Consider the following 26,225-nt stretch of genomic DNA (forward strand, 5'->3'; position numbering starts at 1 on the left):
ATGACCGCCACCGTTGAAGAGCGCAAGGCCGCGAACAAGGCCCTGATCGATGAAGTGCTGAAGGCCTATCCCGAGAAGATGGCCAAGCGGCGCGCCAAGCACCTGGGCACCTTCGAAGAAGGCAAGCCCGACTGCGGCGTGAAGTCCAACATCAAATCCCTGCCGGGCGTGATGACCATCCGCGGCTGCGCCTACGCCGGCTCCAAGGGCGTGGTCTGGGGCCCGATCAAGGACATGATCCACATCAGCCACGGCCCGGTGGGCTGCGGCCAGTACAGCTGGGCCGCGCGCCGCAACTACTACATCGGCGTCACCGGCGTGGACACCTTCGTCACGATGCAGTTCACCTCCGACTTCCAGGAGAAGGACATCGTCTTCGGCGGCGACAAGAAGCTCGACAAGATCATCGACGAGATCCAGGCGCTGTTCCCGCTGAACAAGGGCATCTCCATCCAGTCCGAATGCCCCATCGGCCTGATCGGCGACGACATCGAGGCCGTCAGCAAGAAGAAGAGCAAGGAGTACGAAGGCCACACCATCGTGCCCGTGCGCTGCGAGGGCTTCCGCGGCGTGAGCCAGTCGCTGGGCCACCACCTGGCCAACGACGCCATCCGCGACTGGGTGTTCGACAAGGTCGACCCGAACAAGCGGCCCGAATTCGTCTCCACGCCCTACGACGTGGCCATCATCGGCGACTACAACATCGGCGGCGATGCCTGGTCCAGCCGCATCCTGCTGGAGGAGATCGGCCTGCGCGTGATCGCCCAGTGGTCGGGCGACGGGACCATCGCCGAGCTGGAGAACACGCCCCGCGCCAAGCTCAACGTGCTGCACTGCTACCGCTCGATGAACTACATCAGCCGGCACATGGAAGAGAAGTACGGCATCCCATGGGTGGAGTACAACTTCTTCGGCCCCACGATGATCGAGAAGAGCCTGCGCGAGATCGCCAGCCACTTCGACGACACCATCAAGGCCAACGCCGAGAAGGTCATCGCCAAGTACCGTCCGCTGATGGATGCCGTCATCGCGCGCTACAAGCCGCGCCTGCAGGGCAAGAAGGTCATGCTGTACGTGGGCGGCCTGCGTCCGCGCCACGTGATCGGCGCCTACGAGGACCTGGGCATGGACGTGGTGGGCACCGGCTACGAGTTCGGCCACAACGACGACTACCAGCGCACCACGCACTACATCAAGGACAGCACGCTGATCTACGACGACGTGACCGGCTACGAGTTCGAGCACTTCGTCGACAAGATCAAGCCCGACCTGATCGGCTCCGGCATCAAGGAGAAGTACGTCTTCCAGAAGATGGGCGTGCCCTTCCGCCAGATGCACAGCTGGGACTACTCGGGCCCCTACCACGGCTATGACGGCTTCGCCATCTTCGCCCGCGACATGGACATGGCGATCAGCTCGCCGATCTGGGGCCTGACCAAGGCGCCCTGGAAGTCCTGACCCCCGCCTGCGCAACGCCGCGGCCCGCGCGCACCCCGTGCGCGGGCCGCCCGAGCCGCCCCACGACCTCTTTTCCATCGGAGCCCGCCATGCCCCAATCCGCCGACAAGATCCTCGACCACGAACTGCTGTTCCGCGAGCCGGAATACCAGGACATCTTCAAACGCAAGAAGGAAGAGTTCGAGTTCAACCACCCCGATGACAAGATCAAGCAGGTCATCGAGTGGACCAAGACCGAGGACTACAAAGAGAAGAACTTCGCCCGCGATTCGCTGACCGTGAATCCGGCCAAGGCCTGCCAGCCGCTGGGTGCGGTGTACGTGGCCAACGGTTTCCACAAGACGCTGTCGTTCGTGCACGGCTCGCAGGGCTGCGTGGCCTACTACCGCAGCCACTTCAGCCGCCACTTCAAGGAGCCCACCTCCTGCGTCAGCTCCTCGATGACCGAGGACGCGGCGGTGTTCGGCGGCCTGAACAACATGATCGACGGCCTGGCCAACGCCTACAACCTGTACAAGCCCGAGATGATCGCCGTCAGCACCACCTGCATGGCGGAAGTGATCGGCGACGACCTGGACGCCTTCATCAAGAACAGCAAGCAGAAGGGCAGCGTGCCCGAGGCCTATGACGTGCCCTTCGCGCACACCCCGGCCTTCGTCGGCAGCCACATCACCGGCTACGACAACGCGCTGCTGGGCATCCTCAAGCACTTCTGGGACGGCAAGGCCGGCACGGCGCCCAAGCTGGAGCGCGTGCCCAACGACAGCATCAACTTCATCGGCGGCTTCGACGGCTTCGTCGTGGGCAACATGAAGGAGATCCGTCGCATCTTCAGCCTGTTCGGCGTGAAGGCGAACATCATCTGCGACCCCTCCGAGACCTGGAACACGCCCACCGACGGCGAGTTCCGCATGTACGAGGGCGGCACCACCAAGGAAGAGGTCGAGGCCGCACTGCACGCCAAGGCGACCATCGTCTTCCAGGAATACTGCTGCGAGAAGACCTCCAAGTTCATCGCCGAGCACGGCCAGGAAGTCGTGGTGCTCAACGCGCCCATGGGCGTGGCCGGCACCGACGAATTCCTGATGGCCATCTCGCGCCTGACCGGCAAGCCGATCCCGGCCGAGCTGGAGAAGGAGCGCGGCCAGCTGGTGGACGCCATGGCCGACAGCCAGGCCCATCTGCACGGCAAGCGCTTCGCGCTGTACGGAGATCCTGACCAGATGCTGGGCACCACCCGTTTCCTGCTGGAACTGGGCGCCGAGCCGGCCCACGTGCTGGCCACCAACGGCAACGACGACTGGGCCGCCAAGGTGCAGGCGCTGTTCGACGCCTCGCCCTACGGTGCCAACTGCAAGGTCTATCCCAAACGCGACCTGTGGCACATGCGCTCGCTGCTGTTCACCGAGCCGGTGGACTTCCTGATCGGCAACACCTACGGCAAGTACCTGGAGCGCGACACCAAGACGCCGCTGGTGCGCATGACCTTCCCGATCTTCGACCGCCACCACTACCACCGCTATCCCACCTGGGGCTACGACGGTGCGCTGCGCACGCTGGTGATGCTGCTGGACGAGTTCTTCGAGACCCTGGACGCGAACACCATCGTGCCGGGCAAGACGGACTACAGCTACGACATCATCCGCTGAGGACGCCGGCCGGCCTTCGCGGCCGGCCTGGCGCCTGGCTTCACTTCTTCACCGAATCGAGGATCGCCCATGTCCGAACCCGAACGCGTGTGGGTCAAGACCACGGAAGACGGCCGCAAGGTCGAAGTGATCGATGGCTGGGTCTGCCTGGCCGGGGTGCGCGAGGCCGAGCACCTGGTCGAGATCCTCGAACACCCCAACCGGCAGGCCATCCTGCGTGCCGTGCCCGGTGCCACGCATGTGGCGGGCCGGCTGCCCCTGACCCACGAGCAGGCGGCCATCGCCCAGGGCGCGCTGCTGGCCGCGCAGCGGGTGTTCGATTCCAGCCCGGCCGGCATCACCCAGCGCATCAGCAAGGCCGTCTGGGCCAAGGCGCACGCCGAAGGCGTGGAGTGAGCCGTCCGTCCGGCACTGCCTGAGGCCCCACCATGATCTACGTCGTCGAACAGCCGGACGCCGGCGAGCCGCATGCCTGGTTTGCCTATGACGACGAGGACCTGGCCCGCAAGGTCGCTGCGACCGACGCGCTGCAGCCCTGGGAGATCCACGACGTGCTCACGGCGCGCGAACTGCTGCAGGCCCATGGCCACGACGGGCCCGGGGATGCGGCCCGCGCGGCACTGCCCGCCATCTGCGGCCTGGGTGACGAGCACGGCTGGGACACCCCTCTGTACCGCGCCGATCACCTGCTGGGCCGCGGCGTGCTGCAGTCCGTGCCGGTGAGCGAGCGCGACGCCCTGGCGGCCGCCATCGCGGCGCGCGGCGCCCAGCCGTGCATCTACTGGAGCGACACCGAGGCGGTGGCCGCCTTCGAGGGCCACGACCCGCGGCTGGCCGGCGATGCGCGCTGGTGGGCCCGGCGTGCCCTCTATCGGCAACTGGTCGAGCTGGAAGTGCTGGCAGACGACAACTGACCGGACACAGGCCATGAAGCTGCGCATCGAACGACCGCACGCCCAGCAGCTTGCCAGCGAGTTCCCCGAACTGGCGATGCTGGCCGACCAGCTGCGCTTCGGCGCGCATGCCGAGATCGGGCTGGCCCAGCTGCACCCCGTGGCGCTCGACCGCCTGGGCGAGCTGTGGCAGACCGGCGGGGAGCATCAGCGCCGACGCGCCGTGCAGTTGCGCTGCCTGCGCGATGCGCTGGAAGAGCCCGACGCCGAGCGCTTCGCCGCCGACCGGCTGGAGCAGGTGGTGCCGGCGCTGGTGCGGCACATCGCCGCCGGTGCCCGGCGCGGCTGGCTCTTCAGCGCCGACACCGACAGCCGCCCCCTGGCGTGGTGCCCGACCCGCATCGACTTCGTGCCCGCCAGCAACGACGAGACCGGCAAGGTCTTCGTCGAGATGAAGGCCAACGCGCGCGGCGGCCTCATCACGCAGACCCTGCGGCTGGCCGGCGCCGACGTCGAGGGCCGGACCATCGCCCGGATGCTCCTGTCGCGCGGCCTGATGCGCGAAACCCCGGCGCTGATGGATGCCTACGACGCCACGGCCGAGCGCTACTTCGAGTGGCGCGGCGAGTACGGCAGCCAGTTTCTGGGCAGCGGCACCGGCTTCCACGCCGAGGACCCCACCGCCACCCATCGCGACAGCGACTGGCTGCGCAAGGACGTGATCGTGCTCAGCGCCCAGGGCCAGCCGGCCCGGCTGGTGAACGACGAAGGCGTGCTGCAGCAGCGCAACCCCACGCTGGAGGCGCCCGGCACGCTGCTGGCCGGCTACCTGGGCAAGGCCGCCAAGAGCAGCCAGTACGACGCCGAGGACGAGGTCAAGGCCCTGGCGGAAGAGCTGCGCCGCGACCGGCCCGGGCTGTTCACCCAGCTGCCGGTGCATCCGCTGATGCTGATGTTCCACCTGGAGCTGCACCACCACCTCTGGGTGCATGTGGACGAACTGCAGCCCTATGCCTATCAGCCCGCCCTGAAGCACAAGCTGGTACTGCCGCCCGAACAGACCGACCTGATCGACATCCTCACCGCCGAGATGGACGTGCTGATGGACGACATCGTGGCCGGCAAGTCCGGCGGTACCACCGTGCTGTGCGCGGGCCCGCCGGGCGTGGGCAAGACCCTCACCGCCGAGGTCTATGCCGAGATCGTGCGCCGGCCGCTGTACCGGGTGCACTCGGGCCAGCTCGGCCTGAACGTCTCGACCATGGAGAGCGCCCTCAAGGAGGTGCTGCTGCGCGCCCAGCGCTGGGGCGCCGTGCTGCTGATCGACGAGGCCGACGTCTACATCAAGCGCCGCGACGACGACCTGGCCATGAACGCGGTGGTGGGCGTGTTCCTGCGCGTGCTGGAGTACTTCAGCGGCCTGCTGTTCCTGACCACCAACCGCATCGACGACATCGACGAGGCCATCGTCTCGCGCTGCATCGCGCTGATCCGCTATCACGCGCCGGACGAGGCGGCGCGGCTGCGCATCTGGCAGGTCATGGGCGAGCAGTTCGGCCTGGTGCTGGATGCCGCGCTGCTGCGGCGGCTGCCCGCGCTCTTTCCCGAGGCCACCGGCCGCGACATCAAGGGCCTGGCCAAGCTGGTCGCCAAGTACTGCGGCCACAAGGGCGTGCCGGCGACGGAGGAGGCCTTCCTGCGCTGCGCGATGTTCCGCGCGCTCACGCCGGCCGGCGCCTGATCGCCACAGCACCTTCTTCGAGGAACACCATGCTGCCTCACCTGCAATGCGACATCGTGCGCCAGTGCGCGGACGCCGTGGACCGGCTTACCTGCGAGATGCAGGACGAGGCGGAGCTCTTCGCCAGCCCCAACACCCTGCAGCATGTGGAGACCCATCTGCTGACGGTGGCCCAGACGCTGGCCCACCTGTCGCCGGCGCTGCAGGCGCGTCTCGCCTGGGTGGACTGGCGCGGCTGGCAGGCCCTGTGCGGCCTGCTCGAGGCCGACGCCCAGCCGCGCCGGGAGGCCGTGTGGTATGCCGTGCGCTCGCTGCTGCCGACCACGGTGCACCTGATCGAGCAGCTGCGGCGCATCGAGCCCGTGTGGTTCGAGAACGCTTACTGAGATCCTGGAACCTGCCATGAAACTGCGTCTGGGTGCCTTGTGCCTGTTCGAGAACCCCACCGGCGAGGACGGGCGGGCGCTGATCCGGCAGTTCGTGCTGGTGCGGGAGGCCGACCGCATGGGCTTCGACGACATCTGGCTGGCCGAGTGTGCGGACGATCCGGCGCATCCCAGCACGGCGGTCGAGGCGCTGGTGGGGCATCTGGCGGGCGTGACGTCCAAGGCCCGCATCGGCGCCGTGGTGCAGCCCTCGCGGCACGAGGCCGAGGCGCTGGCGCAGAGCCTGGCGACGGCCTCGCTGCTCAGTCGGGGCCGGCTGGCGCTGGCGGCCGATGCGCGCGGCGCCCACACGGATGCGACGGCGTCGCTGGCTGCGCTGCAGGCCAGGCTGGCAGGACAGGGTGGACCCCTGATCCCGGCAGCCCCGGGCGTGCCGGTGCCGGCCTGGGCCGTGGTCGACAGTGCCGAGGCCGCGCGGCAGGCCGCCGCCCGCGGGCTGGGCCTGTGGCTGCCGGCCGAGCTGGACGAGGCGGCTGTGGAGGCACTGATTGCCGCCTTCCGCGAGGCGGGCGGATCGGCCGACCCTGGCGTGCTGCTGGCACGCTTCGCCTGCCCCGCCGCCACGCGCGAGGCGGCGCTGGCCCTGGCACAGCCCTTCGCGCACTGGTGCGCCGGCGCCGACGCAGCCCCGGCGATGCTGGCGCGCAGCCTGGTCGGCAGCCATGCCGAGGTGGCGCAGGCGCTGCGTCACCTGGGCGAGCGCTTCGGCCTGCTGGGCGTGATCGTGGTGCCGATGAGCGCGGGCTTCGACGACGCCAAGCACATCCTGGCCGACATGGTCGACGAGGTCCGGCCGCTGCTGGACGATTGAGGGTTCGCTGACCATGAGTTGGTCGCGCGCGTCCTCCGCGGTGGGGCAGCAGCTGATCCGCCTCGCGCTGGGTGCCGCCCAGAGCGCGGGCGCGGCGCCGGATGCGGCGGACCTCGCACTGATGGTGAGTGCCGTGCAGCGCGACGCCATCGAGCGGCTGACGCCCGAGCAGGCCGGCGCGGCCTTGCAGCGGGCGCTGCAGTCGCCCTACCCGGCGGGCTTCTTCCTGGCGCTGCGGGCCTGCGCCGGGCTCCGGCGCTTCCTGCCGGAGCTGGACGCGCTCTTCGGCGTGCCCCACCTGTCGGACGAGCCCCTGCCGGTGGACGTCGGCGAGCACCAGCTGCGCGCCCTGGCCCTGGCCGCACGGCGCCATGCACCGCTGGCGGTGCGTTTCGCGGTGCTGGCCCACAAGTTCGGCATGGCGGGCACGCCGCCGCACTGCTGGCCCAGCCATGTGGGCCACGAACTGCGCGGCCAGGCCCGGCTGCGGGACCTGGCCGGGCGCATGGCGCTGCCGCCCGAGGTGCTGGACCTGGCGGATCTGGCCATTGCCGAGGCCGATCGCGTGCACCGCGCCAGCGACATGCGCGCCGGTCCCATCGCCGAGCTGCTGGCACGGGTGGAGGCGGTGGAGCGGCCCGAGCGCTTCGAGCAGCTGCTGCAGGTGTGCATCTGCGACTTCTCGGCCTATGCCGGCCACGGTGAAGCCGACTACGCCAAGGCGCCGCGCATGCGGCGTGCGCTGGCCGCCTTCGCACGGGCGGGGGCCGATCCGCAGGCGCTTGCCCTGGCGGTGGCGCGCGCGCTGGGCGGATCGTCGGGTTCGCGCTGAGCGGCTGCGGCCGGGCGCCGAGGGCGAGACCTCCTCGCCTAGAACTTCACCTGCGCCGACATGGCCACGGTGCGCGGGCTGCCCAGGTAGTTGGCATTGAGCCAGTAGCGCTTGTCCGCCACGTTGGCCACGTTCAGCCGCAGCGTCACCGGAAGCCCGGCGGCGCGCAGGGCGTAGCGAAGTCCCAGGTCGAAGGTGGCGAAGCCGGGCAGGCGCTGCGTGTTCGCCGCGTCGGCGTACTGCGGGCCGGTGTAGAAGGCGCCACCGGTAAGCGTCAGGCCGGGCACGCCGTCCAGCTCGTACTCGAGGTAGAGCTTGGCGCTGCGCTCGGCCACGTTCATGGGCGTCTTGCCTTCCAGGGCGGGCGATTGACGGTTCTCCTTGACCTTGGCGTCCAGCAGTGTCAGCCCTCCCACCACCGTCAGGCCGCGCATCGGTTTGCCCGTGGCGGTGAACTCCAGGCCCTGGTGCACCTGTCGGCCGTCCTGCACATAGGTCACCGGGCCGCTGCCGCTCGCGTCGTAGTACTGCAGGCCCTTGTCGATCTTGAAGAGGGCCGCCGTCCACAGCACGTCGCGGGCTTCGGCCTTCAGGCCCAGTTCGACCTGCCTGCTCTGGAGCGGCGCCATCACGGCGCCTGCGTTGCTCACCAGGCGGCCGTTGTAGGTGGCCGCGGCCACGCCGCCCTGTTCCAGGCTGCGCATGGTGCTGCCGTAGAGCGAGAGCCAGGGCACGGGCTTGTAGATGAGCGCGGCCGTCGGCGTGACGCGGCTGTCGTCGTAGCGGCTGGTGCTGGTGCGGGTGGCGTCGTAGCCGGTGTCGAGGATGCCGGCCTGGTTCACGCCGACGAGGGCCGACCACTGGTCGTTGAAGCGGATGTCGTCGCCCAGCAGCACATTGCGGCGCAGCGTGCGCTGGGCCAGGTACTTGCTGCCGGTGGGCGAGAGGCCGGGGTCGGCCAGATAGACGGGCTGGCCGAAGCTGACCGGCGTGCTCGTCAGCGTGGTCCAGCCACCGGCGGACGAGCGGTAGTTGGTGGCGGTGGTGCGGTCGGCCGACCAGCCGGCGGTCAGGGTGTGCTGCACCGGCCCGGTGGCGAAGCGCCAGTCCGCATAGGCATAGGCGCCCTGGTTGAGGTAGTCGGGGTATTCCCAGGCGCTGGTCTGTACCCGGTAGTTGCCGTTGCCGCCGGCGATGAAGGTGTTGTTGGCCACCACCAGGTCGGAGCGGCTGGTGCGGCGGGCCACCCCCGCACGCAGCACCACGCTGTCGCCCAGCTGCCAGCGCACGCGGCTGGCGACATGGTCCTGCGCGGTGTCGGTCAGCGTGAAGGGCTGGCCGTAGAAGTTGCTGCGGGCAAGGTCGGCCGCGGGATAGCTGGCGCCCGTGGCGGCGCTCCAGTAGGCCTCGCTGCCGCGCATGCGGTAGACGCTGCGCGAGGCGTCGAACTGCACCTGCAGCCGGTCGCTCAGGTTCCAGTCGAGGGCGCCGCTGACCAGGCCGCGCCGGATCGACTGGTGGTCGGTGGCGGTGTCGCCGTCCTGGCCGACGACGTTCAGCCGGTAGGCCAGCTTGCCGCCATCGTCGATGCGGCCGCCGAAGTCGCCATGCAGGTAGCCGTTGCTGCCCTCGGTCACGCCCGCCGTCACGCTGCGCAGGGGCTCGTAGGTGGGCCGCTTGAGCACGTAGTTGAGCGTGCCGCCCACGTTGCCGGCGCCCCACAGGAAGCCGGAGAGGCCGGTGAGCACCTCCAGCCGCTCCTTGTCCTCCATGTCGACGCTGACCATGTTGGTGTTGGGCATGCCGTCGATGCGCTTGGTGGCGCCCAGGCTGAAGCCGCGCACCGTCACACCCGTGAAGAAGCGCGACTGCGGCGTGGTGAGCTGGGTGACGGGGTTGATGCGCAGCACATCGTCGGGCTTGGTGGCCTGCAGGTTCTCCATCAATGCCTGCGGCACCACGTGCACGGAGTAGGGCGTATCGAGCAGCGGTCGGGCGTCCAGCGGACCGATCTGTGCGGCGGTGCGCGCCCGGTAGCCGCTGGCGGCCGAGCCGTCCTGCTGCAGGTCGGGCACCCGTTGGTCCTCCACCTGCACCGCGGGCAACTGCGTATCGGCGGCGGTGGCGGCCTGGGCCCATGCCGGCAGGGGGCCGGCGAGCGCCGCGGCCAGCGGCCAGGCGGTGCGGGGCGTGGAACGGGGAAGGGCGCGCTTGCGCCGCGGCGACGGGTGGCGGGAGGGCAGGGTAGGCACAGCCGGACTCCAGGAGCAGGAGATGCGCGGCTGGCAGCGGCTGGCTGGCGCGGGATGCGGGCCCGGAAGGGCCTCGCGGAAGGCGCGGATTATAGGAACCGGCCCGTGTGTCACATGCCGGCAGCGCGAATGTCGCGATTGCTTCAAACCTGCCACAGGCGGCGCTGAAGACAGGCGCGATTGCCGCTTCTGCGTTGGCTTTCCAACGCATTGCGGCTGGCACCGAACCTGCAATGAAGGCCTCACCCACGCCACGTGCAAGGAGCCTCCCGATGTCCCCCTCGCTCAAAGCCAAGATCGCCCAGGTGTTCGACGAGCCCGGTTGCGACAAGAACCAGGCCAAGGGCGCCAAGGAAAAGAAGAAGGGCTGCACCAAGCAGCTGTCGCCCGGCGCGGCGGCTGGCGGCTGCGCCTTCGATGGCGCCAAGATCGCGCTGCAGCCCATCGTGGACGTGGCGCACCTCGTGCACGGCCCCATCGCCTGCGAAGGCAACTCCTGGGACAACCGGCACAGCGCCAGCAGCGGCTCGCAGCTCTACCGCACCGGCTTCACCACCGACATCAACGAGCTGGACGTGATCTACGGCGGCGAGAAGCGCCTGTTCAAGAGCGTGCGCGAGATCATCGAGAAGTACGACCCGCCCGCGGTCTTCGTCTACCAGACCTGCGTCACGGCGCTGATCGGCGACGACATCGAGGCCGTGTGCAAGCGCGCCAGCGAGAAGTTCGGCAAGCCGGTGATTCCGGTCAACTCGCCCGGCTTCGCGGGGCCCAAGAACCTGGGCAACAAGCTGGGCGGCGAGTCGGTGCTGGACTATGTGATCGGCACGCGCGAGCCCGAGTACACGACTCCCTACGACATCAACATCATCGGCGAGTACAACCTGGTGGGCGAGCTGTGGCAGACCAAGCCGCTGCTCGATGCGCTGGGCGTGCGCGTGCTCTCGTGCATCTCGGGCGACGGCCGCTACAACGAGATCGCCAGCAGCCACCGCGCCAAGGTGAACATGATGGTGTGCTCCAAGTCGATGATCAACATCGCCACCCGCATGGAGCAGCGCTGGGGCATCCCGTACTTCGAAGGCTCGTTCTACGGCATTTCGGACATGAGCGAGACGCTGCGCAACATCGCGCGGCTGCTGGTGCGCCAGGGCGCGCCCGAAGACCTGATCGAGCGCACCGAGCGGCTGATCGAGGTCGAGGAAGCCCGCGCCTGGAAGCGCATCGCCGCCTACCGCGAGCGCCTGGCCGGCAAACGGGCGCTGCTGATCACCGGCGGCGTGAAGTCGTGGTCGGTGGTGTCGGCCCTGCAGGAGGCGGGGATCGAGGTGGTGGGCACCAGCATCAAGAAGTCGACCAAGGAAGACAAGGAGAAGATCAAGGAGATCATGGGTGACGACGCCCACATGATCGACGACATGACACCGCGGCAGATGTACACCATGCTGCGCGATGCCAAGGCCGACATCATGCTGTCGGGCGGGCGCTCGCAGTTCGTGGCGCTCAAGGCCCGCATGCCCTGGCTGGACATCAACCAGGAGCGCTACTACCCCTATGGCGGCTACGAGGGCATGGTGGAGCTGGTGCACCAGGTGGACCGCGCGCTCTCCAACCCCGTGTGGCAACAGGTGCGCATTCCCGCGCCCTGGGGCGACGACGGCGAGAGCCTGGGTGCCGTGACCGCGGGCACGCCGGTGCCGGCGCCTGCACCCATCCCGCCGCAGGCGCCGCAGCCCGCCGCCCTGGCCGACTGCGCGCCCCTGCCGGGCCTGGCCTTCCTGGCCGACGTGGCGCGCAGCGCCATGGGCCTGACCCTCGACGAAATGCCCGCCTGAGGAGCCGCACCATGGCCGAAGTCGTCGAATCCAGGAAAGCCTGCGCGGTCAATCCGCTCAAGATGAGCCAGCCGCTGGGGGCGAGCTTCGCCTTCATGGGGCTGGATGCCTGCATGCCCGTGATGCACGGCTCGCAGGGCTGCACCTCCTTCGGGCTGGTGCTGCTGGTGCGGCACTTCAAGGAAGCCATTCCGCTGCAGACCACCGCGATGAACGAGGTGACCACCATCCTCGGCGGCTACGAGAACATCGAGTCCGCGCTGATGAACATCCACCAGCGCGCGGCGCCGCGCATCATCGCCATCTGCTCCACGGGCCTCACCGAGACCAAGGGCGACGACGTGGAGGGCTTCCTCGCCATCGTGCGCCAGCGCAAGCCCGAGCTGGCCGGCACCGAGATCGTCTACGTCTCCACGCCCGACTACGTGGGCGCCTTCGAGGACGGCTACCGCCACGCCGTCGCCGGCATCGTGCGGGCGATGGTCAAGCCGCTGCCCACGGTGGCCGCGCAGCTCACGCTGCTGCCGGGCAGCCATCTCTCGCCGGCGGACATCGACGAGCTGCGCGAGATCGTCGAGGCCTTCGGCCTCACGGCCGTGGTGCTGCCCGACCTCTCGGGTTCGCTCGACGGGCACATCGCGCCCGACTGGCGCGGCACCACGCTGGGCGGCACGACGGTGGAAGAGATCCGCGCCGCGGGCGCCTCGGCCTTCACGCTGGCGGTGGGCGAGCAGATGCGCGATGCCGCCCAGGCACTGCAGGACATCGCCGGCACGCCCTTCGAGGTCTACGAGCGACTCACGGGCCTGGCCTGCAACGACCGCCTGATGCAGCGGCTGGCGCAGATCAGCGGACGTCCCGTGCCGGCCAAATACCGCCGCCAGCGCAGCCAGCTGCTGGACGCGATGCTCGACGGCCACTTCTATACCGGCGGCACCAAGGTGGCGATCGGCGCCGAGCCCGACCTGCTGCTCGCCGTGGGCAGCCTGCTGCATGAGATGGGCGCCGAGCTGAAGGTGTGCGTCAGCACCACGCCCTCGGCCGCGCACGCGCTGCTGCCGGCCGCGCAGGTGGTGATTGGCGACCTGGAGGACATGGAGCGTGCTGCGGCCGAGGCCGGCTGCGAGCTGCTGGTCACGCACTCGCATGGCCGGCAGATGGCCGAGCGGCTGGGCAAGCCCTTCTTCCGGGTGGGCTTTCCGGTGTTCGACCGCATCGGCAACTCGCACCGCCGCTATGTGGGCTACCGCGGCACGATGAACCTGATCTTCGAGATCGCCAACCTGATGATCGAGCAGATCCCGCACCACCACGAAGGCGACTGGCCGCTCACGCCCGAGGCCCTGCGCGCGGCGCAGCCCGTGCCGCAGGCGGAGGCCGGCTGCGGCACGGGCTGCGGCTGCGGCGACCACGCGGCCGTGGCCGCCGCCAGCGCCTGAGCGACCTCTTTTCCACGCCACGGAGTCCCCATGAAGATCGCATTTGCCACCCAGGACAAGGTCCATGTCGACGCCCACTTCGGCTGGGCCAAGGCCATCGTCGTGTACGAGGTCACGCCCCAGGGCCACCGCTTCGTCGAAAGCTTCGACTTCGGCGGCAAGCTGGAGGAAGACGGCGACGAGGACAAGCTCGCCCCCAAGCTGGACGCCATCCGCGACTGCGCCATCCTGTATGTGGCGGCGATCGGCGGCTCGGGCGCGGCGCGGGTGGTGGCGCTGAAGATCCATCCGATCAAGGTGCCGCAGCCCGAACCCATTGCAGAGATCCTGGACAAGCTCCAGGACGTGCTCAAGGGCACGCCGCCGCCCTGGCTGCGCAAGGCGCTGGCCAAGGACGGCGGCCGTGCCTTCGATTTCGAGGACGAAGAGGAAGCCCACTCCCATGGCTGAAGAAGCAACCCTGGCCGCCGCCCCGGCGGCCGACGACAACGACGCGGCGCACCTGGCGTCGCCCTTCGTGCAGCAGCTCATCAAGCAGCTGCGCGCCCAGGACACCCACGGCACCTGGGAGGGCAAGAGCGACCTGCAGCTGCTCAAGCCCTACATCCTCACGCCCGAGGAGCGGCGTGCCATTCCGATCATGGGCGACCCCGACCCCGAGACGCTGTGGCACCTGGAGCTGTTCTACAACGCCATTGCCGTGGCCATCGAGCGCGAGACGAAGCAGATGGTCTCGCCCATGATGAAGATGAGCCACGAGGGCTTCGGCCGCATGGTGCTCATCGCCGGGCGGCTGGTGGTGGTCAACAAGCAGCTGCGCGACGTGCACCGCTTCGGCTTTCCATCGCTGGCCAAGTTGGCGGAAGCCGGTGGCAAGTTCCTGGACGAGGCGGTGCAGATGATCCGCACCTACCCGGACGTTGCCAACTACGGAGCATGAAATAGACCCACCCCCGTTTCTTGCTCACTTCGTGTAGCCGAATCCCCCCTCAAGGGGGCGCGCCCGGTGGCCCGGCAAAGCCGGTTCCACGGGCGCCCGAGCACAGTGCTTGACGTGTGCCACCAAGTACCCAGGAGCCGCCGAATGTCTGAAACAGCAGAAGAACTGAAAGCCCGCCTCAAGAAGCTCAACGCCCAGGCCGTGCAGGCCAAGATGGACCTGCATGACCTGTCGGAAGAGCTGCCGACCAACTGGGAGCGCATCCTGGAGGTGGCCCAGCGCTGCCACGAGGCCCATGCCGCGCTGATGGCCGCCCGGAAGGCCTCTGCCGCCGCAGCGGCCTGACGACGCACGCCCCGCCAGCCCCGAGCCAGCCATGACCACCTTCAACGTCACCCTGCCCAGCGGCGCCACCTGGACGCCCACCTTCGTCGCCGAACTGGACGAAGACAAGTGCATCGGCTGCGGCCGCTGTTTCAAGGTCTGCCCGCGCGGCGTGCTCGAACTCGTCGGCCTGGACGACGAGGGCGAGCACATCGCCCTCTCCGGCGACGACGACGAGGACGACGAGTACGAGCGCAAGGTGATGACCATCGCCCGCCAGGAGCTGTGCATCGGCTGCACGGCCTGCGCCAAGATCTGCCCCAAGAAGTGCTACACGCACGCCGCGGCGCAGGTGTAGGGGTCGCCCGGCCATGAATGCCCAGGCCCTCCACCCCCGCGCCCTGCTGCTGGCCTGTGCCCCGCAGCGCGGCGAGCCGGCCAGCCTGGCGCTGGCCGGTGTCATCGGCGCGGCCTTCGCGGACCATGGCACGCAATGGTTGCCCCTCGCGGGCCTGCCGGCCGCGGCCACGCGCGCGGTGATGGACCGCCGCTTTCCCGGCGCCGACCTGGCGCTCGGGCTGGACTGGCTGGCGCTCGACGGCGCCGACCGCGCCGAGCCGCGTCAGGACGAGGTGGACGACCTCGTGGCGCTGCTGCTCGACCACCTGTCTCCCGCGGCTGGCCCGCCCGAGGACGGACCGGCCGTCGCCCATGCGCTGGCCTGCGCCAGCCTGGGCGGCAACCACCTGTGGCAGGACCTGTTCCTGCCCTCGCGTCGCGAACTCTCGGCGCTGATCGGCGGCTGGTTCCCCGCGCTCGCGGCCCGCAACACGGGCGACATGAAGTGGAAGAAGTTCTTCTACAAGCAGCTGTGCGAGCGCGAGCAGGTCTTCGTCTGCAAGTCGCCCAGTTGCGGCGTGTGCAGCGACCATGGCCTGTGCTTCGGGCCGGAGGACGGCCGGGCGCGGATCTGACGCGCCGGGCACGCGGCTTGCACTAGGACGGCTAACGCGATGTAGTGAACTACATAACACGTCGCCTGTCCCGACAAAACCGACGAAGCCGCCATGTCCGCCTTCCAATCCGCCCAACCTGTGTCCCGTGGCGCCCGCTGGGTGCCCTGCGACCGGGCCTGTTATCTCACGCTCCACTGGCCGGCCGGCGATTCGCCGGGGGCCGGGGCGGCCTTTGCCGAGGCACCGTGCCTGCCGCTGCTGCCCCAGCCCGCACACCGGCTGCTGGCCCAGTGCAGCGAGGAGGGCCTGCGCCGGCTGGTGCACCTGCACATGCAGCGGCTGTGCCGCACGCCGCTCTTCGCCCGCGCGGGCCGGTGCGCCGGCTGCGTGGAGCAGCGTGTGGCCGACTTCGTGGTCGAGTCCTGCGGCGGGCCGCTCTTCTACAGCGGCCGGCACGCGCGGCTGCGCGTCGGCTCGGGCCTGCCGCTGCTGCTGGACGAGGAGGGCCGCGAGCTCTGGCTGGTGCAGCTCTGGCATGCCTTCGACGACGCCGGCTGGACGCCCGGCCTGCGGGCCGACTTCTGGCGCTGGGCCGAGCCGCTGTCGGTGCACCTGATGGCGCCGCGCAGCCGCCATGCGGGCCTGACCCGCTATCCCTACGACACCGTGCGCAGCTGGTTCCTGGAAGCGGCGCCCGCAGCAGGAGGCGGGCGATGAGCGCCCTTCCGCCAAGCACGAACCCGGCTCCCGCCACAGGCACCGCCGCCGCGCCTGCTGGCTCGCGCTACGGCGTCTTCCTCAACGTGGAAGACCCCGACGGCGATCCCCGCGATGCCCTGGCGCAGACCCTGCTCACCGGCGAGCTGGCCGAGGCCCTGGGCTTTCATTCCGTCTGGGTGGCCGAGCATCACCACAGCCGCTTCGCCATCGGCAGCGCGCTCATGGTGCTGCTGGCCCAACTGGCGGCGCGCACGCGGCGTATCCGCCTGGGCACGGGCGCCGCGCTCCTGCCCCTGAACGACCCGGTGCGGGTGGCCGAGGACATGGCTGCGCTGGATCTGCTCAGCGGCGGACGCATGGAATTCGGCGTGGCGCGCGGCGGGCCCTTTCCCGCCCAGTACCGGCATGCGGGCGTGGCGTCGGAGGCCGAGGCGCGCGAGCGACTGCTGGAGGCGCTGGCGTTCATCCGCCGTCTGTGGCGCGAGGATGCGGTCGACTTCGAGGGGCGCCACTACCGCAGCCACGGCCTGTCGGTGCATCCGCGTCCGCTGCAGCAGCCGGTGCCCGTGTGGCTGGCCAGCCTGAGCCCCGAGGCGCTGCGCCTTGCGGCGCAGGAGGGTCATGGCCTGATGGCCACGCCCTCGGCCGACCTGGCCAAGGTGGCGGCGGCCATCGCGTCCGAGCGCGGCGCCCGACCGCAGAACTGGCGCTTTGCCATCGCCCGCTTCTTTCACTGCGAGCCGGACCATGACCGGGCCGTCGCGCACGGGCTGGCCGCCGTGCGCGCCTATCCGCAGCTGATGGGCGTGGAGTTTGGGGCGCAGGGCAGGCCGCCGATGTTCCGGCCCGATGCCGACGACGACACCATCCTGGCCAATGCCGTGATCGGCGATCCGGCCCATTGCGCGGCCCGGCTGCGCACGCTGCAGGCGCAGCTGGGGCCGCACCTGCTGCTGCTCAAGCCGGCCGTGCACGCGCCTGCGGCGGCACGCGAGGCCCTGTCGCTCTTCATGCGGGACGTGGCGCTCGCCGTGTGACGTGCTTCACAACGCTGGCGCGTATATTGCACCCTCATCGTTATGTACTGGACTACGTAGCAAATGTCGCAAAGCCCTCCGTCCGCGCTGTCGGATCTGTCGCAAAGCCTCCAGGCCACCGACTGGCACCCGCTGTTCCTGTCGCTCAAGGTGGCGGGCGTGGCGACCGTGCTGGCCCTGGTGGCGGGCACGGCGCTGGGCTGGCTGTTCGCCCGCCGGCGCTTCGCCGGCAGCAGCCTGCTGGAGGCGATCTGCATCCTGCCCCTGGTGCTGCCGCCCACGGTGATCGGCTACGCCATCCTCGTTCTGGCCGGACGGCGCAGCGTGGTGGGCGGCTGGCTGTACGAGTACTTCGGCTACACGATCGTCTTCAACTGGCACGGGGCCGTCGTCGCCTCGGCCGTGGTGGCCCTGCCGCTGGTGCTCAAGTCGGCCAGCGCCGCCTTCGGTGGCGTGGACCGCAGCCTGGAGGCCGCGGCCCGCACGCTGCGCCAGTCGGCCTGGAGCAGCTTCGTGCGTGTGACGCTGCCGCTGGCCTGGCCCGGCATCCTGGCCGGCACGCTGCTGGCCTTTGCCCGCGCGATGGGCGAATTCGGCGCCTCGCTGATGGTGGCGGGCTCCATCCCCGGCAAGACCCAGACCCTGTCCATGGCCATCTACGACGCCGTCCAGGCGGGCGAGGACCGCATGGCGCTGCTGCTGGTGCTGGTCACCTCGGTGCTGTCGGTGGCGCTGCTGGTCGTGTCCAACCGCTTCCTGTCGCTGCGCTGAGCGGCCCCGCACGCCGACCACATCCCCATTCATCGTCTTTGTCGAGTCTGTCGCATCTGTTGAAAAGGAGTCTGACCATGTCCCGTCCCTTGTCCCTGGCCCGCTTTACCCGTCGAGGGCTCGCCGTGCTGGCCCTGGCCGCGCTGCCGGCGCTGGCCGCGGCCCAGCAGCTCACGGTCTCGGCCGCGGCCAGCCTGACCAATGCCTTCAAGGAACTGGGGCCCCGGTTCGAGGCCAGCCATCCGGGCGCGAAGCTGGTCTTCAACTTCGCCGCCTCGGGCACGCTGATCCAGCAGATCGCGCAGGGCGCGCCAGTGGATGTCTTCGCCAGTGCCGACCAGGCCACGGTGACGCAGGGCATCGAGAAGAAACTCTTCGACGCCGACAGCAAGCGGGACTTCGCCCTCAACACCGTGGTGGCCGTGGTACCCGCGCAGGGCGGACCGGCCCTGACCTCGGCCAAGGACCTGACCGGCGCCGCCGTCAAGCGCATCGCCATCGGCAAGACCGCCACCGTGCCGGTGGGCCGCTACACCAAGGAATCGCTGGATGCGGCCGGCCTGTGGACCACGCTGGAGCCCAAGTTCGTCTACGCCGACAGCGTGCGCCAGGTGCTCGACTATGTGGCGCGCGGCGAGGTCGATGCCGGCTTCGTCTACCGCACCGACGCCGCCATCGGCGGCGACAAGGTGAAGATCGCCTTCACCGCCACCGGCCACACGCCGGTGAGCTATCCCATCGTGGTGGTGAGCGAAAGCCGCCAGAAGGCGCTGGCGAAGGCGTTCATCCAGTTCCTGTCGACGCCGCCCGCGATGGAGGTGCTGAACAAGTACGGCTTCGGCCAGCCCTCCTGATGGCGTTGATCGATGTCGACCTGCAACTGGCCGTGAGCGACGGCCAGCGCCGCTTCGCGCTGCACACGTGCTTTCGCAGCCAGGCGCGCATGGTGGCGCTGTACGGCCCCTCGGGCGCGGGCAAGTCGCTCACGCTGCAGGCGGTGGCCGGCCTGCTGCGGCCCGAGCGCGGCCATGTGCGCATCGGCGGGCGCACGCTCTTCGATGCCGAGGCGGGCATCGACCTGCCGACGCAGCAGCGCCGCGTGGGCTACCTGTTCCAGCACTACGCGCTGTTCCCGCACCTGAGCGTGCGGCAGAACATCGGCTTCGGCCTGACCACCTGGTGGCGCCGCCGGCTGGATGCGCGCGCGGCACGGCGTGTGGATGAACTGCTGGCCAGCTTCGGCCTGGAGGCCATGGCCGATGCACGCCCATCGGCGTTGTCCGGCGGCCAGCAGCAGCGCGTGGCCCTGGCCCGCGCCCTGGCCTGCGAGCCCCAGGTGCTGCTGCTCGACGAGCCCTTCGCCGCCCTCAATCCCATGTTGCGCCACGACCTCCGGCAGGAACTGGCCGCCGTCTGCGCCCGCTGGCAACTGCCCGTGCTGATGATCACGCACGACGTCGACGACGTGCTGGCGCTGGCGCAAGAGGCTGTGCTCATCGAGCAGGGCCGCGCCGTGCGGCAGGTGAATGTGGCGCGGGGCACCGGCGTCGAGCTGGAGCTGCTCGGCGCCCCTGCACGCGCGGCCGAGCCGCCGCAGGCCGCCGCCGTACGCCGCCTGCTGGGAGCCTCCCATGCCTGACGCCACGCTGCTGCATGGCGAGCTGCGCCTGGCCGGGCGGCTGGACGCGCGCTTCTTCGCCCTGCTCGAAGCCATCGACAGCACCGGCTCCATCAACCGCGCGGCGCGCACCGCGGGCTACAGCTACAAGGGCGCGTGGCTGCTGCTGGAGACGGCCTCCAACCTGGCCAACGAGCCGCTGCTGGCGCGCGCCACTGGCGGCAAAGGCGGCGGCGGCTCGCAGCTCACGCCGGCTGGCCATTCGCTGCTGGCCGCCTGGCGCGGCCTGCAGAGCGCCCATGCCGACTTCCTGCGCGAGCAGGAAGCCCTGCTCATCCAACAGCCGGCCCTGGCCGGCCTTCTCCGGAGAATCGCCATGAAGACCACCGCCCGCAACCAGTTCGCCGGCACCGTCAGCGCCGTCGAGGCCGGCCCCGTCACCACCCAACTGACCATCGCCCTGGCCGGCGGCCAGGAGATCGTCGCCACCATGACCAGCGCCGCGGCCACGCGGCTGCAGGCGGCCGTGGGCAAGGAGGCGATCGCGCTCGTCAAGTCCTCGGCCGTGGTGCTGGTGACCGACTTCGCCGGCTACCAGCTCTCGGCACGCAACCAGTTCGCCGGCACCGTCTCGCGCGTCGAGCGCGGCGCCGTCTCCTCGCTCGTGGGCCTGACGCTGCCTGGCGGCGCGGTGATCACGGCCAGCGTCACCAACGATGCCATCGATGCCCTCGGCATCGCGGTAGGCCAAGCCGCCACGGCCGTGGTGAAGGCGTATTCGGTGATGGTGGCGATGCGGGCCTGATGGCCGGCGAGGGCTATTGGCCGGCTTCGGTTTGCCCTCCGGCAAATGGATGCTGGCATCCGAGATAACGATAGGTCACATTCTTCGGAGTCCTGTCGGCTCAGGCGGGACCCTTGCCGTCAACCATTGGCAGCGGCCTGGGCGGCGCCGAGCGCCTGACTGGACGGCTGCTGCTACGGCATTCATCTGAACTGTCCGAATGCAACTCATGGCATCTCCGAAACGCACGATCGAACTCCTGGACGAACTTCAGCGCGAAGGCTTCAACGACCAGGCTTTTGGCCTCCTGCATCACTTCCGGGTGACCCGTCAGCAGATGGATACCATCGAAAAGCACAGGAAGTACTGTCTTCAGCGGGAGAGACTGCACGCGGGAGGCACCAATGAAAAGGTCCAGAAGCGGCTGCAGCTTGTGTTGAACGCCTATCGTGCCGGTCCATTTCGCGGTGGCGCGGCCGTCTTCGAGCTTCTTGCGGAGGCAGCCGTCAGGGAAATACCGCTCGACCAATCGGAAGGTGAATGAGCCCGGCGTCCCGGCGTACGCGAACAGCATTCGGCTGCATGCAGCCGCTTGATCGCCTTTGGATTCCCGTTCGGGGGCTCCTGCTGGCCCGTTCCAGGTCAGTGGTGCCTGGAGCGATGTGGGGTCGGTCGGCTATCTGATCACTCATCAATCGCTGAACTTAATCGCCAGATCTGCGGCGCCACTAACCGCTACCACCGCGATGGCGGCGCGCAGCTCCAGGTCTGGCGCGTACTCGGCCGCGAGGCGGCTGGCGCCGATTGACGAGGTTAAGCTCTGCGACTTGCCCGTGATGATCACCTCGTCGGCAATACGGCCCGGGCGCCGCCGAGGCGCTGATAGTCGGAGGCGACGACCGAGAGGCCCTGCCGAAGCCAGCGGGCACGGCTCCGGCCGGTGCTCAGCTCTGCTTTTGGGGCTCGCTCGCCTTGGCGTGCGCGGCCTTGGCCTGCAGCCGGTACTGCGCGATCTCCGACAGTCGCAGCCCCTCGGGCAGCGCCGGCCGGTACTTGCCATTGCCCACGCGCTGGGCGTGGTAGATGCCAGTGTGGCCGGAACTGAGGTAGCTGGCCAGGCAGCCGATGGCCGCCAGCGGGCCGATGGCCGGCCCGAAGAGTTCCACCGCCATCACGATCGTCGCCACCGGCGTGTTGGCCGCGCCCGCGAACACCGCCACGAAGCCGATGCCCGCCAGCATCGACACCGGCATGTGCAGAAGCGGCGCCAGCGCATTGCCCAGCGTGGCGCCGATGTAGAACAGCGGCGTCACCTCGCCGCCCTTGAAGCCGGTGCCCAGCGAGACGATGGTGAAGGCCATCTTGCCCAGGAAGTCCCACGGTGGCAGCGGACCCTCGAAGGCCGCCACGATGGTCGGAATGCCCAGGCCGATGTAGCGGTGCGCGTCCAGTGCCCACACCGCGACCGCCACCACCATGCCGCCCGCGAAGGGGCGCAGCGGCGGGTAGGCGATGCAGCGCCGCACCCAGCCGCCCAGCCGGTGCGTGGCCACGGCGAACGCCCGGCCGACGAGGCCGAAGGCGATGCCCGCCAGCGTGACCGCCAGCACGCTCCACAGCGTCACCGGCGCCACGCTGCCGACCACGTAATGCGTGTGGTGCACACCCCAGGCCTGGCCGACCTGGTCGGCCACGATGGCCGCCACGGTGCACGGAAAGAGCGCGTCGTAGCGCATGCGACCGATGGCCAGCACCTCCAGGCCGAAGAGGGCGCCCGCCAGCGGCGTGCCGAACACCGACGAGAAGCCGGCCGCGATGCCCGCCATCAGCAGGATGCGCCGGTCCTCGTTGTCCAGCCGGAACAGGCGCGTCAGCTGGTCGGCCAGCGCACCGCCCATCTGCACCGCGGTGCCTTCGCGCCCCACCGAGGCGCCGAACAGGTGCGACACCACCGTGCCGCCCAGCACCAGCGGCGCCATGCGCAGCGGCACGGTCTTCTGGGGGTCGTGGATCTCGTCGATGATGAGGTTGTTGCCCGCCTCGACCTGCTTGCCCAGGCGCCAGTAGATCCAGCCCACGGCCGCGCCGGCCAAGGGCAACAGCCAGATGATGGCCGGATGCGTCTCTCGCCATCGCGTGGCGGCGTCCAGTGCGAAGAGGAAAAAGGCGGAGGCCGAGCCGGCCAGCGCGGCCACCAGGCTGGCCAGGGGCAGCCACTTGGCGACCGAGCGCAGCAGGGCGAGCTGCTCGAAGCGGGAATGTCGGGTCATGTCGTCGATGCGAAGGGAAGGGACCTGACCCAGCCGTCGAGTGCGGACGCGAACGCCTACAGCTTCCCGACGAGGTCAGGGGCATGTAGGCATCATCAGCCGCGGCAGGCGCCACGGCGGTTCATGGAGGAATGCCATCTCCAGGGCCGCCGATCATAGCGTTGGGTCGGGCCCGTTGCGCCAATTGAAACAAAGCGTTAATAATTCCTTCGGCTTCATTTCCTGGTGCGCCGCCCACTCCGGGTGCGCCGTGCACCTCACGACCCTCCGCCACCATGTGCCTGTGTCCGTCCGTCCCCCACTGGTCCATCGCCGGGGGACCGGTGCGTCCGGCCGGGTGGCAGGCTCATGGGGGCGGCCGCATCGCATGACGAGCCGCTGGCAGCATTGGTGGCGCTCGTTGACTGGCCGCGCCGACGCGCCCGGCGTGCCCGCGCCCGCCCCGCGCCGCACGGCGACCGCGCCTGCGCCGCTGGCACCCGAGTTCGAATGGCGCGAGGTGGAGGCCGGCCCCGACGCCGCACTCCAGGCCTACGCGCCGCCGCCCACGGGCGGCCTGCCCGAGCAGTTGGCCAGCTTCCAGCTCACCGCCGCCGACGCGCTGCTGGAGGAGCAGGCACGTCGCGTGCGCACGGTGCTGCGCGAGATCCCGCCGCCGCCGCGCGCGTTGCAGCAGCTGGTGTCGCCCGACTTCGTGTCGCGCGCCGGCGCCTCGGAGCTGGCGGCGCTGGTGATGGGCGAGCCGCTGGTGGCCGCCAAGGTGATGGCGGCCGTCAACTCGCCGCTCTACGGCGTACGCCAGCCAGTGGCCAGCGTGAGCCAGGCCATCACCTTCCTGGGGCTGACCACGGTGCGCAACATCTGCCTGCGGCACATGCTGGGCATGTCCTTCAACAGCGGCTCGCCCTTCGGCCGCCGGGTGCTGGACACGCTGGATGCCTCGGGCGGCCTGGCGGGCGCGCTGTGCCTGCGCCTGGCACCGCGCCTGCAGCTGGAGGATCCCGGCGCGCTGGCCACCGGCGTCGTGATCTCCTTCGTGGGCCACCTGGCCGCGACCACCTTCCAGCACGCGAGCCGCGCGCCCGACGACGCGGTGGCGCCCGGCGCGCTGTTGCCGCGCCTGCGGCTTCAGCAGGCCCATTGGGGCGTGTCGGCCGGCGCCCTCGGGCAACTGCTGATGCGCGAATGGAAGCTGCCCGCCCACCTGGCGGCGGATGCCTGGGCGCTCGAATCGGTGCTGGTCACGCCGCTGGAGGCGGCGCCGCCAGCGCGCGCACCCGCTCTGGCCCTCGGCTACCTCTGCGCCCGCATCGGCGAGCGCCTGGCCTGCGGCCAGTTCCTCGGGCCGCAGGAGCTGGACGCCGTGTTCGACAGCGACCCGGACTTCCACCATGTGCGCAGCTACCTGGGCCTGCCGGCGTTGGCGCCTTTGCCCGCCCTGCTGCGGGAAGAGCGGACTCTGGAGGGCCTGCGCGTCTGACGCGCCGACGCCCGCTGCTCAGCCGAAGACGCGCAAGGCGTGCAGCCCGAGGCCGCGGGCCACGCTCGATTCCCGGTCGCCGCGCACCACGCGTGCCCCGGGCACCACCTGGGCGATCCGTTCGGTGAGCGCGCGCAGGCCGGTGGAGCCCCCGGTGAAGTAGAGCGTGCGCACGTCCTGCGCCGTCACGCCGGCCTGGGCCAGCGTCTCGACGGCGGCGTCGGCGATGCGCTGCAGGTCGGCGTCCAGCGCGCCGAGCGCGGTGGCGGCATCCAGCGGCGTGGCCAGGCCGGGCTCGATCAGGTCCAGCCCCAGCGTGGTGGCGCCGCCCTCGGCCACGGCGATCTTGGCGGCCTCGGCGCGCGCCAGCAGCGCGTGGCCCAGGTGGGCCTGCACCACATGCATCAGGCGGGCGTGCAGCCGCGCGTCGGCATAGAAGCTGCGCATGCGCTGCAGCTCGAGCACGCGATTGGTGGCGTAGACGCCATTGATCAGGTGCCAGGTCGCAAGGTCGAAGTACACCGCGTTGGGCACTTCGCGCGGGCGCTCGCCCGGACGGGCCGGGCCCAGCGCCCGGTAGCCGCACAGCGGCAGGATCGCGGCCAGGTCCAGCCGGCGGTCGAAGTCGGTGCCGGCCACGTGCACGCCGTGGTTGGCCAGGATGTCGTCCTTGCGATCGAGGCGCTCGCGCCGCTGCGGCCCCACGCGCACCAGCGAGAAGTCGGAGGTACCGCCGCCGATGTCGGCCACCAGAACGAGCTCTTCCTGCGAGACCGACTGCTCGTGGTCCAGCGCGGCGGCGATGGGCTCGAACTGGAAGTGGACCTCGGCAAAGCCCACCTCGCGCGCCGCGGCCTCCAGCGAGGCCTGGGCCTTGGCGTCGCGCATGGCGTCGTCGTCGACGAAGTGCACCGGCCGGCCGAGCACCACGCGCGTCAGCGGCCCGCTGGCGGCCCGTTCGCCGAGGCGGCGCAGATGTCGCAGGTAGTCGCCGATCACGTCGAGGTAGCGCACCGAGCGGCCTTCGCCCACCTCGGTGGACTGCTCGGCCAGGCCCGAGCCCAGGATGCTCTTCATCGAGCGCATCAGCCGGCCTTCGCGGCCTTCCACATACGCGGCCAGGGCGGCCCGGCCATGCAGCTGGCGCGGCGGCTCGTGGCCTTCGAGGTCTTCCACGTCATAGAAGACGGTGGTCGGCATGGTGGGCCGTTCGTCCTCCACCAGCACCAGCTGCGCGCTGCCGTCGGCCTGGGGCAGGGCGATGGCAGAGTTGGAGGTGCCGAAGTCGATGGCGCAGCAGGACGGAGCGGTCATGGCAGGGGCGGGCAAAGGGCGCGGATTCTAGGGGGTGCGCCTTTTGTTGCCTTGGGTCGTTGGGCTGAGCAAGTGCTGGGCCGGGTGATCGACCGCTGATTCGGGTGATCGACCGGCGCGCCGCTAACCCGGCAGAGGACGCCGGCATGCGCGCTCCCGGTGCACGCTCGCGCTGACCGGCTTGCCTCACCAGGTGGGTGCTCTCCCTCCACCGACGTGCTTGGGACACTGCACGGCGCCGCGAATGGCACCTCCGCACGCACACCGGCACCCTCCGCCTTGACGCTGCGCGCGAGCCCTCCCGGTTTCGGGCCTTGGTCCTTTGGGTCCTTTGGGCTTGGGCTTGGGCTTGGGCTTGGGCTTGGGCTTCGGGTCCTTCAGTCGTTTCGGGCGTTGGGTCGTTGGGGCCCTGGAGGTAATGCCGGCCAGTCAACCCTACCCCGTTCGGGCTGAGCCTGTCGAAGCCTCGCCCCTATGGGCAGCAGGCAGGCGGGTCAGGCATCGCAGTGCACATGCGCCGCGCGCCCCTCTGCCCATCGACCAGCTCAGGGCGAACGGATTTGGGGCCCGGGCGGCCGAACCCGGCCGTTCGGGCGCAGCGTCGAGGCGGAGGGTGCCGGTGTGCGTGCGGAGGTGCCATTCGCGGCGCCGTGCA

Annotated in this window: 27 protein-coding genes and 1 riboswitch; of the genes, 23 read left to right on the forward strand and 4 right to left on the reverse strand. The window is 70.0% G+C overall.

What is annotated here, in order from left to right:
* The 8 genes from nifD (at position 1) to ABIC63_RS12015 (ending at position 7,830) form a co-directional block, all read left to right on the forward strand.
* Positions 1 to 1,458, forward strand: coding sequence for a nitrogenase molybdenum-iron protein alpha chain (gene nifD, locus ABIC63_RS11980; protein WP_354319913.1), 1,458 nt, complete (start codon positions 1 to 3; stop codon positions 1,456 to 1,458).
* A gap of 89 nt (positions 1,459 to 1,547) precedes the next feature.
* Positions 1,548 to 3,107 carry a nitrogenase molybdenum-iron protein subunit beta gene (gene nifK / locus ABIC63_RS11985; protein ID WP_354319915.1) on the forward strand — a complete coding sequence of 520 codons (1,560 nt, stop codon included), beginning with the start codon at positions 1,548 to 1,550 and terminating at the stop codon, positions 3,105 to 3,107.
* Positions 3,108 to 3,176: 69 nt separating this feature from the next.
* Positions 3,177 to 3,503, forward strand: coding sequence for a hypothetical protein (locus ABIC63_RS11990; protein ID WP_017757469.1), 327 nt, complete (start codon positions 3,177 to 3,179; stop codon positions 3,501 to 3,503).
* A 32-nt stretch (positions 3,504 to 3,535) separates the two neighbouring features.
* The gene (locus ABIC63_RS11995) at positions 3,536 to 4,021 is read left to right on the forward strand and encodes a hypothetical protein (protein ID WP_354319916.1); all 486 of its coding nucleotides are present in this window, start codon (positions 3,536 to 3,538) and stop codon (positions 4,019 to 4,021) included.
* A 13-nt stretch (positions 4,022 to 4,034) separates the two neighbouring features.
* A complete protein-coding gene (locus tag ABIC63_RS12000) occupies positions 4,035 to 5,741 on the forward strand; it encodes an AAA family ATPase (protein WP_354319917.1) in 1,707 nt (568 codons plus the stop codon).
* A 29-nt stretch (positions 5,742 to 5,770) separates the two neighbouring features.
* Positions 5,771 to 6,127, forward strand: coding sequence for a hypothetical protein (locus tag ABIC63_RS12005; protein WP_354319918.1), 357 nt, complete (start codon positions 5,771 to 5,773; stop codon positions 6,125 to 6,127).
* 16 nt (positions 6,128 to 6,143) lie between these two features.
* Entirely contained in the window at positions 6,144 to 6,998 is an 855-nt protein-coding gene (locus ABIC63_RS12010; RefSeq protein ID WP_354319919.1) for an LLM class flavin-dependent oxidoreductase, read from the forward strand.
* A 13-nt stretch (positions 6,999 to 7,011) separates the two neighbouring features.
* Positions 7,012 to 7,830 (forward strand): hypothetical protein, encoded by an 819-nt coding sequence (locus tag ABIC63_RS12015; protein ID WP_354319920.1) that lies wholly within the window; start codon positions 7,012 to 7,014, stop codon positions 7,828 to 7,830.
* A gap of 38 nt (positions 7,831 to 7,868) precedes the next feature.
* Here ABIC63_RS12015 and ABIC63_RS12020 read toward each other — a convergent pair whose 3' ends face one another.
* Positions 7,869 to 10,082: a TonB-dependent receptor gene (locus ABIC63_RS12020; protein WP_354319921.1), complete on the reverse strand. Its 2,214-nt coding sequence runs from the start codon at positions 10,080 to 10,082 to the stop codon at positions 7,869 to 7,871.
* A gap of 272 nt (positions 10,083 to 10,354) precedes the next feature.
* Between ABIC63_RS12020 and nifE the strand changes: the two genes are divergently transcribed.
* The 14 genes from nifE to ABIC63_RS12090 all read left to right on the forward strand — a co-directional run bounded on the left by nifE (position 10,355) and on the right by ABIC63_RS12090 (position 21,050).
* Positions 10,355 to 11,917 (forward strand): nitrogenase iron-molybdenum cofactor biosynthesis protein NifE, encoded by a 1,563-nt coding sequence (nifE, locus tag ABIC63_RS12025; RefSeq protein WP_354319922.1) that lies wholly within the window; start codon positions 10,355 to 10,357, stop codon positions 11,915 to 11,917.
* 11 nt (positions 11,918 to 11,928) lie between these two features.
* A complete protein-coding gene (nifN, locus tag ABIC63_RS12030) occupies positions 11,929 to 13,356 on the forward strand; it encodes a nitrogenase iron-molybdenum cofactor biosynthesis protein NifN (RefSeq protein ID WP_354319923.1) in 1,428 nt (475 codons plus the stop codon).
* 30 nt (positions 13,357 to 13,386) lie between these two features.
* On the forward strand, positions 13,387 to 13,806 hold the full coding sequence (nifX, locus tag ABIC63_RS12035) for a nitrogen fixation protein NifX (RefSeq protein WP_354319924.1): 420 nt from the start codon (positions 13,387 to 13,389) through the stop codon (positions 13,804 to 13,806).
* On the forward strand, positions 13,799 to 14,296 hold the full coding sequence (locus ABIC63_RS12040; RefSeq protein WP_294368650.1) for a NifX-associated nitrogen fixation protein: 498 nt from the start codon (positions 13,799 to 13,801) through the stop codon (positions 14,294 to 14,296). Before nifX ends, ABIC63_RS12040 begins: the two co-directional genes overlap by 8 nt.
* Before the next feature lie 144 nt (positions 14,297 to 14,440).
* Positions 14,441 to 14,641, forward strand: coding sequence for a CCE_0567 family metalloprotein (locus ABIC63_RS12045; protein WP_017758743.1), 201 nt, complete (start codon positions 14,441 to 14,443; stop codon positions 14,639 to 14,641).
* Positions 14,642 to 14,672: 31 nt separating this feature from the next.
* On the forward strand, positions 14,673 to 14,978 hold the full coding sequence (gene fdxB / locus ABIC63_RS12050; protein WP_354319925.1) for a ferredoxin III, nif-specific: 306 nt from the start codon (positions 14,673 to 14,675) through the stop codon (positions 14,976 to 14,978).
* Positions 14,979 to 14,991: 13 nt separating this feature from the next.
* Positions 14,992 to 15,594, forward strand: a complete 603-nt coding sequence (locus ABIC63_RS12055) for a nitrogen fixation protein NifQ (RefSeq protein ID WP_354319927.1) — start codon at positions 14,992 to 14,994, stop codon at positions 15,592 to 15,594.
* A 93-nt stretch (positions 15,595 to 15,687) separates the two neighbouring features.
* Positions 15,688 to 16,293 carry a globin family protein gene (locus tag ABIC63_RS12060; RefSeq protein ID WP_354319928.1) on the forward strand — a complete coding sequence of 202 codons (606 nt, stop codon included), beginning with the start codon at positions 15,688 to 15,690 and terminating at the stop codon, positions 16,291 to 16,293.
* Positions 16,290 to 17,333, forward strand: a complete 1,044-nt coding sequence (locus ABIC63_RS12065) for an LLM class flavin-dependent oxidoreductase (RefSeq protein ID WP_354319929.1) — start codon at positions 16,290 to 16,292, stop codon at positions 17,331 to 17,333. The genes ABIC63_RS12060 and ABIC63_RS12065 overlap by 4 nt, the downstream gene beginning before the upstream one ends.
* 63 nt (positions 17,334 to 17,396) lie before the next feature.
* Positions 17,397 to 18,104, forward strand: a complete 708-nt coding sequence (gene modB, locus ABIC63_RS12070; protein WP_294368635.1) for a molybdate ABC transporter permease subunit — start codon at positions 17,397 to 17,399, stop codon at positions 18,102 to 18,104.
* A gap of 77 nt (positions 18,105 to 18,181) precedes the next feature.
* On the forward strand, positions 18,182 to 18,958 hold the full coding sequence (modA, locus tag ABIC63_RS12075) for a molybdate ABC transporter substrate-binding protein (RefSeq protein ID WP_354319930.1): 777 nt from the start codon (positions 18,182 to 18,184) through the stop codon (positions 18,956 to 18,958).
* Positions 18,958 to 19,743, forward strand: a complete 786-nt coding sequence (locus ABIC63_RS12080) for a sulfate/molybdate ABC transporter ATP-binding protein (protein ID WP_354319931.1) — start codon at positions 18,958 to 18,960, stop codon at positions 19,741 to 19,743. Before modA ends, ABIC63_RS12080 begins: the two co-directional genes overlap by 1 nt.
* Positions 19,736 to 20,527 (forward strand): TOBE domain-containing protein, encoded by a 792-nt coding sequence (locus ABIC63_RS12085; RefSeq protein ID WP_354319932.1) that lies wholly within the window; start codon positions 19,736 to 19,738, stop codon positions 20,525 to 20,527. The genes ABIC63_RS12080 and ABIC63_RS12085 overlap by 8 nt, the downstream gene beginning before the upstream one ends.
* A 199-nt stretch (positions 20,528 to 20,726) precedes the next feature.
* Positions 20,727 to 21,050, forward strand: coding sequence for a hypothetical protein (locus ABIC63_RS12090; protein ID WP_294368625.1), 324 nt, complete (start codon positions 20,727 to 20,729; stop codon positions 21,048 to 21,050).
* A gap of 147 nt (positions 21,051 to 21,197) precedes the next feature.
* Here the strand turns inward: ABIC63_RS12090 and ABIC63_RS12095 are convergent, their stop codons facing one another.
* Both ABIC63_RS12095 and ABIC63_RS12100 read right to left on the reverse strand, forming a co-directional pair.
* Positions 21,198 to 21,350, reverse strand: a complete 153-nt coding sequence (locus tag ABIC63_RS12095) for a hypothetical protein (protein ID WP_294368623.1) — start codon at positions 21,348 to 21,350, stop codon at positions 21,198 to 21,200.
* 100 nt (positions 21,351 to 21,450) lie between these two features.
* Entirely contained in the window at positions 21,451 to 22,776 is a 1,326-nt protein-coding gene (locus ABIC63_RS12100; protein ID WP_294368621.1) for a voltage-gated chloride channel family protein, read from the reverse strand.
* A gap of 79 nt (positions 22,777 to 22,855) precedes the next feature.
* A riboswitch (Fluoride riboswitch) is annotated at positions 22,856 to 22,927 on the reverse strand.
* A 216-nt stretch (positions 22,928 to 23,143) separates the two neighbouring features.
* Between ABIC63_RS12100 and ABIC63_RS12105 the strand changes: the two genes are divergently transcribed.
* Positions 23,144 to 24,256: an HDOD domain-containing protein gene (locus ABIC63_RS12105; RefSeq protein WP_354319933.1), complete on the forward strand. Its 1,113-nt coding sequence runs from the start codon at positions 23,144 to 23,146 to the stop codon at positions 24,254 to 24,256.
* 18 nt (positions 24,257 to 24,274) lie between these two features.
* On the opposite strand, the gene ABIC63_RS12110 is transcribed toward ABIC63_RS12105, so the two are convergent.
* Positions 24,275 to 25,570: an Hsp70 family protein gene (locus ABIC63_RS12110; protein WP_354319934.1), complete on the reverse strand. Its 1,296-nt coding sequence runs from the start codon at positions 25,568 to 25,570 to the stop codon at positions 24,275 to 24,277.
* Between the last annotated feature and the right edge of the window lie 655 nt (positions 25,571 to 26,225).

It is taken from the genome of Pseudacidovorax sp. 1753, assembly GCF_040544975.1.
GTDB lineage: Bacteria > Pseudomonadota > Gammaproteobacteria > Burkholderiales > Burkholderiaceae_C > Xenophilus.

Bases quoted from the DNA above. Each gene is read 5' to 3' on its own strand.
- nifD (WP_354319913.1), top strand. From the start codon at position 1: ATGACCGCCACCGTTGAAGAGCGCAAGGCCGCGAACAAGGCCCTGATC.
- nifK (WP_354319915.1), top strand. From the start codon at position 1,548: ATGCCCCAATCCGCCGACAAGATCCTCGACCACGAACTGCTGTTCCGC.
- ABIC63_RS11990 (WP_017757469.1), top strand. From the start codon at position 3,177: ATGTCCGAACCCGAACGCGTGTGGGTCAAGACCACGGAAGACGGCCGC.
- ABIC63_RS11995 (WP_354319916.1), top strand. From the start codon at position 3,536: ATGATCTACGTCGTCGAACAGCCGGACGCCGGCGAGCCGCATGCCTGG.
- ABIC63_RS12000 (WP_354319917.1), top strand. From the start codon at position 4,035: ATGAAGCTGCGCATCGAACGACCGCACGCCCAGCAGCTTGCCAGCGAG.
- ABIC63_RS12005 (WP_354319918.1), top strand. From the start codon at position 5,771: ATGCTGCCTCACCTGCAATGCGACATCGTGCGCCAGTGCGCGGACGCC.
- ABIC63_RS12010 (WP_354319919.1), top strand. From the start codon at position 6,144: ATGAAACTGCGTCTGGGTGCCTTGTGCCTGTTCGAGAACCCCACCGGC.
- ABIC63_RS12015 (WP_354319920.1), top strand. From the start codon at position 7,012: ATGAGTTGGTCGCGCGCGTCCTCCGCGGTGGGGCAGCAGCTGATCCGC.
- nifE (WP_354319922.1), top strand. From the start codon at position 10,355: ATGTCCCCCTCGCTCAAAGCCAAGATCGCCCAGGTGTTCGACGAGCCC.
- nifN (WP_354319923.1), top strand. From the start codon at position 11,929: ATGGCCGAAGTCGTCGAATCCAGGAAAGCCTGCGCGGTCAATCCGCTC.
- nifX (WP_354319924.1), top strand. From the start codon at position 13,387: ATGAAGATCGCATTTGCCACCCAGGACAAGGTCCATGTCGACGCCCAC.
- ABIC63_RS12040 (WP_294368650.1), top strand. From the start codon at position 13,799: ATGGCTGAAGAAGCAACCCTGGCCGCCGCCCCGGCGGCCGACGACAAC.
- ABIC63_RS12045 (WP_017758743.1), top strand. From the start codon at position 14,441: ATGTCTGAAACAGCAGAAGAACTGAAAGCCCGCCTCAAGAAGCTCAAC.
- fdxB (WP_354319925.1), top strand. From the start codon at position 14,673: ATGACCACCTTCAACGTCACCCTGCCCAGCGGCGCCACCTGGACGCCC.
- ABIC63_RS12055 (WP_354319927.1), top strand. From the start codon at position 14,992: ATGAATGCCCAGGCCCTCCACCCCCGCGCCCTGCTGCTGGCCTGTGCC.
- ABIC63_RS12060 (WP_354319928.1), top strand. From the start codon at position 15,688: ATGTCCGCCTTCCAATCCGCCCAACCTGTGTCCCGTGGCGCCCGCTGG.
- ABIC63_RS12065 (WP_354319929.1), top strand. From the start codon at position 16,290: ATGAGCGCCCTTCCGCCAAGCACGAACCCGGCTCCCGCCACAGGCACC.
- modB (WP_294368635.1), top strand. From the start codon at position 17,397: ATGTCGCAAAGCCCTCCGTCCGCGCTGTCGGATCTGTCGCAAAGCCTC.
- modA (WP_354319930.1), top strand. From the start codon at position 18,182: ATGTCCCGTCCCTTGTCCCTGGCCCGCTTTACCCGTCGAGGGCTCGCC.
- ABIC63_RS12080 (WP_354319931.1), top strand. From the start codon at position 18,958: ATGGCGTTGATCGATGTCGACCTGCAACTGGCCGTGAGCGACGGCCAG.
- ABIC63_RS12085 (WP_354319932.1), top strand. From the start codon at position 19,736: ATGCCTGACGCCACGCTGCTGCATGGCGAGCTGCGCCTGGCCGGGCGG.
- ABIC63_RS12090 (WP_294368625.1), top strand. From the start codon at position 20,727: ATGCAACTCATGGCATCTCCGAAACGCACGATCGAACTCCTGGACGAA.
- ABIC63_RS12100 (WP_294368621.1), bottom strand. From the start codon at position 22,776: ATGACCCGACATTCCCGCTTCGAGCAGCTCGCCCTGCTGCGCTCGGTC.
- ABIC63_RS12105 (WP_354319933.1), top strand. From the start codon at position 23,144: ATGACGAGCCGCTGGCAGCATTGGTGGCGCTCGTTGACTGGCCGCGCC.
- ABIC63_RS12110 (WP_354319934.1), bottom strand. From the start codon at position 25,570: ATGACCGCTCCGTCCTGCTGCGCCATCGACTTCGGCACCTCCAACTCT.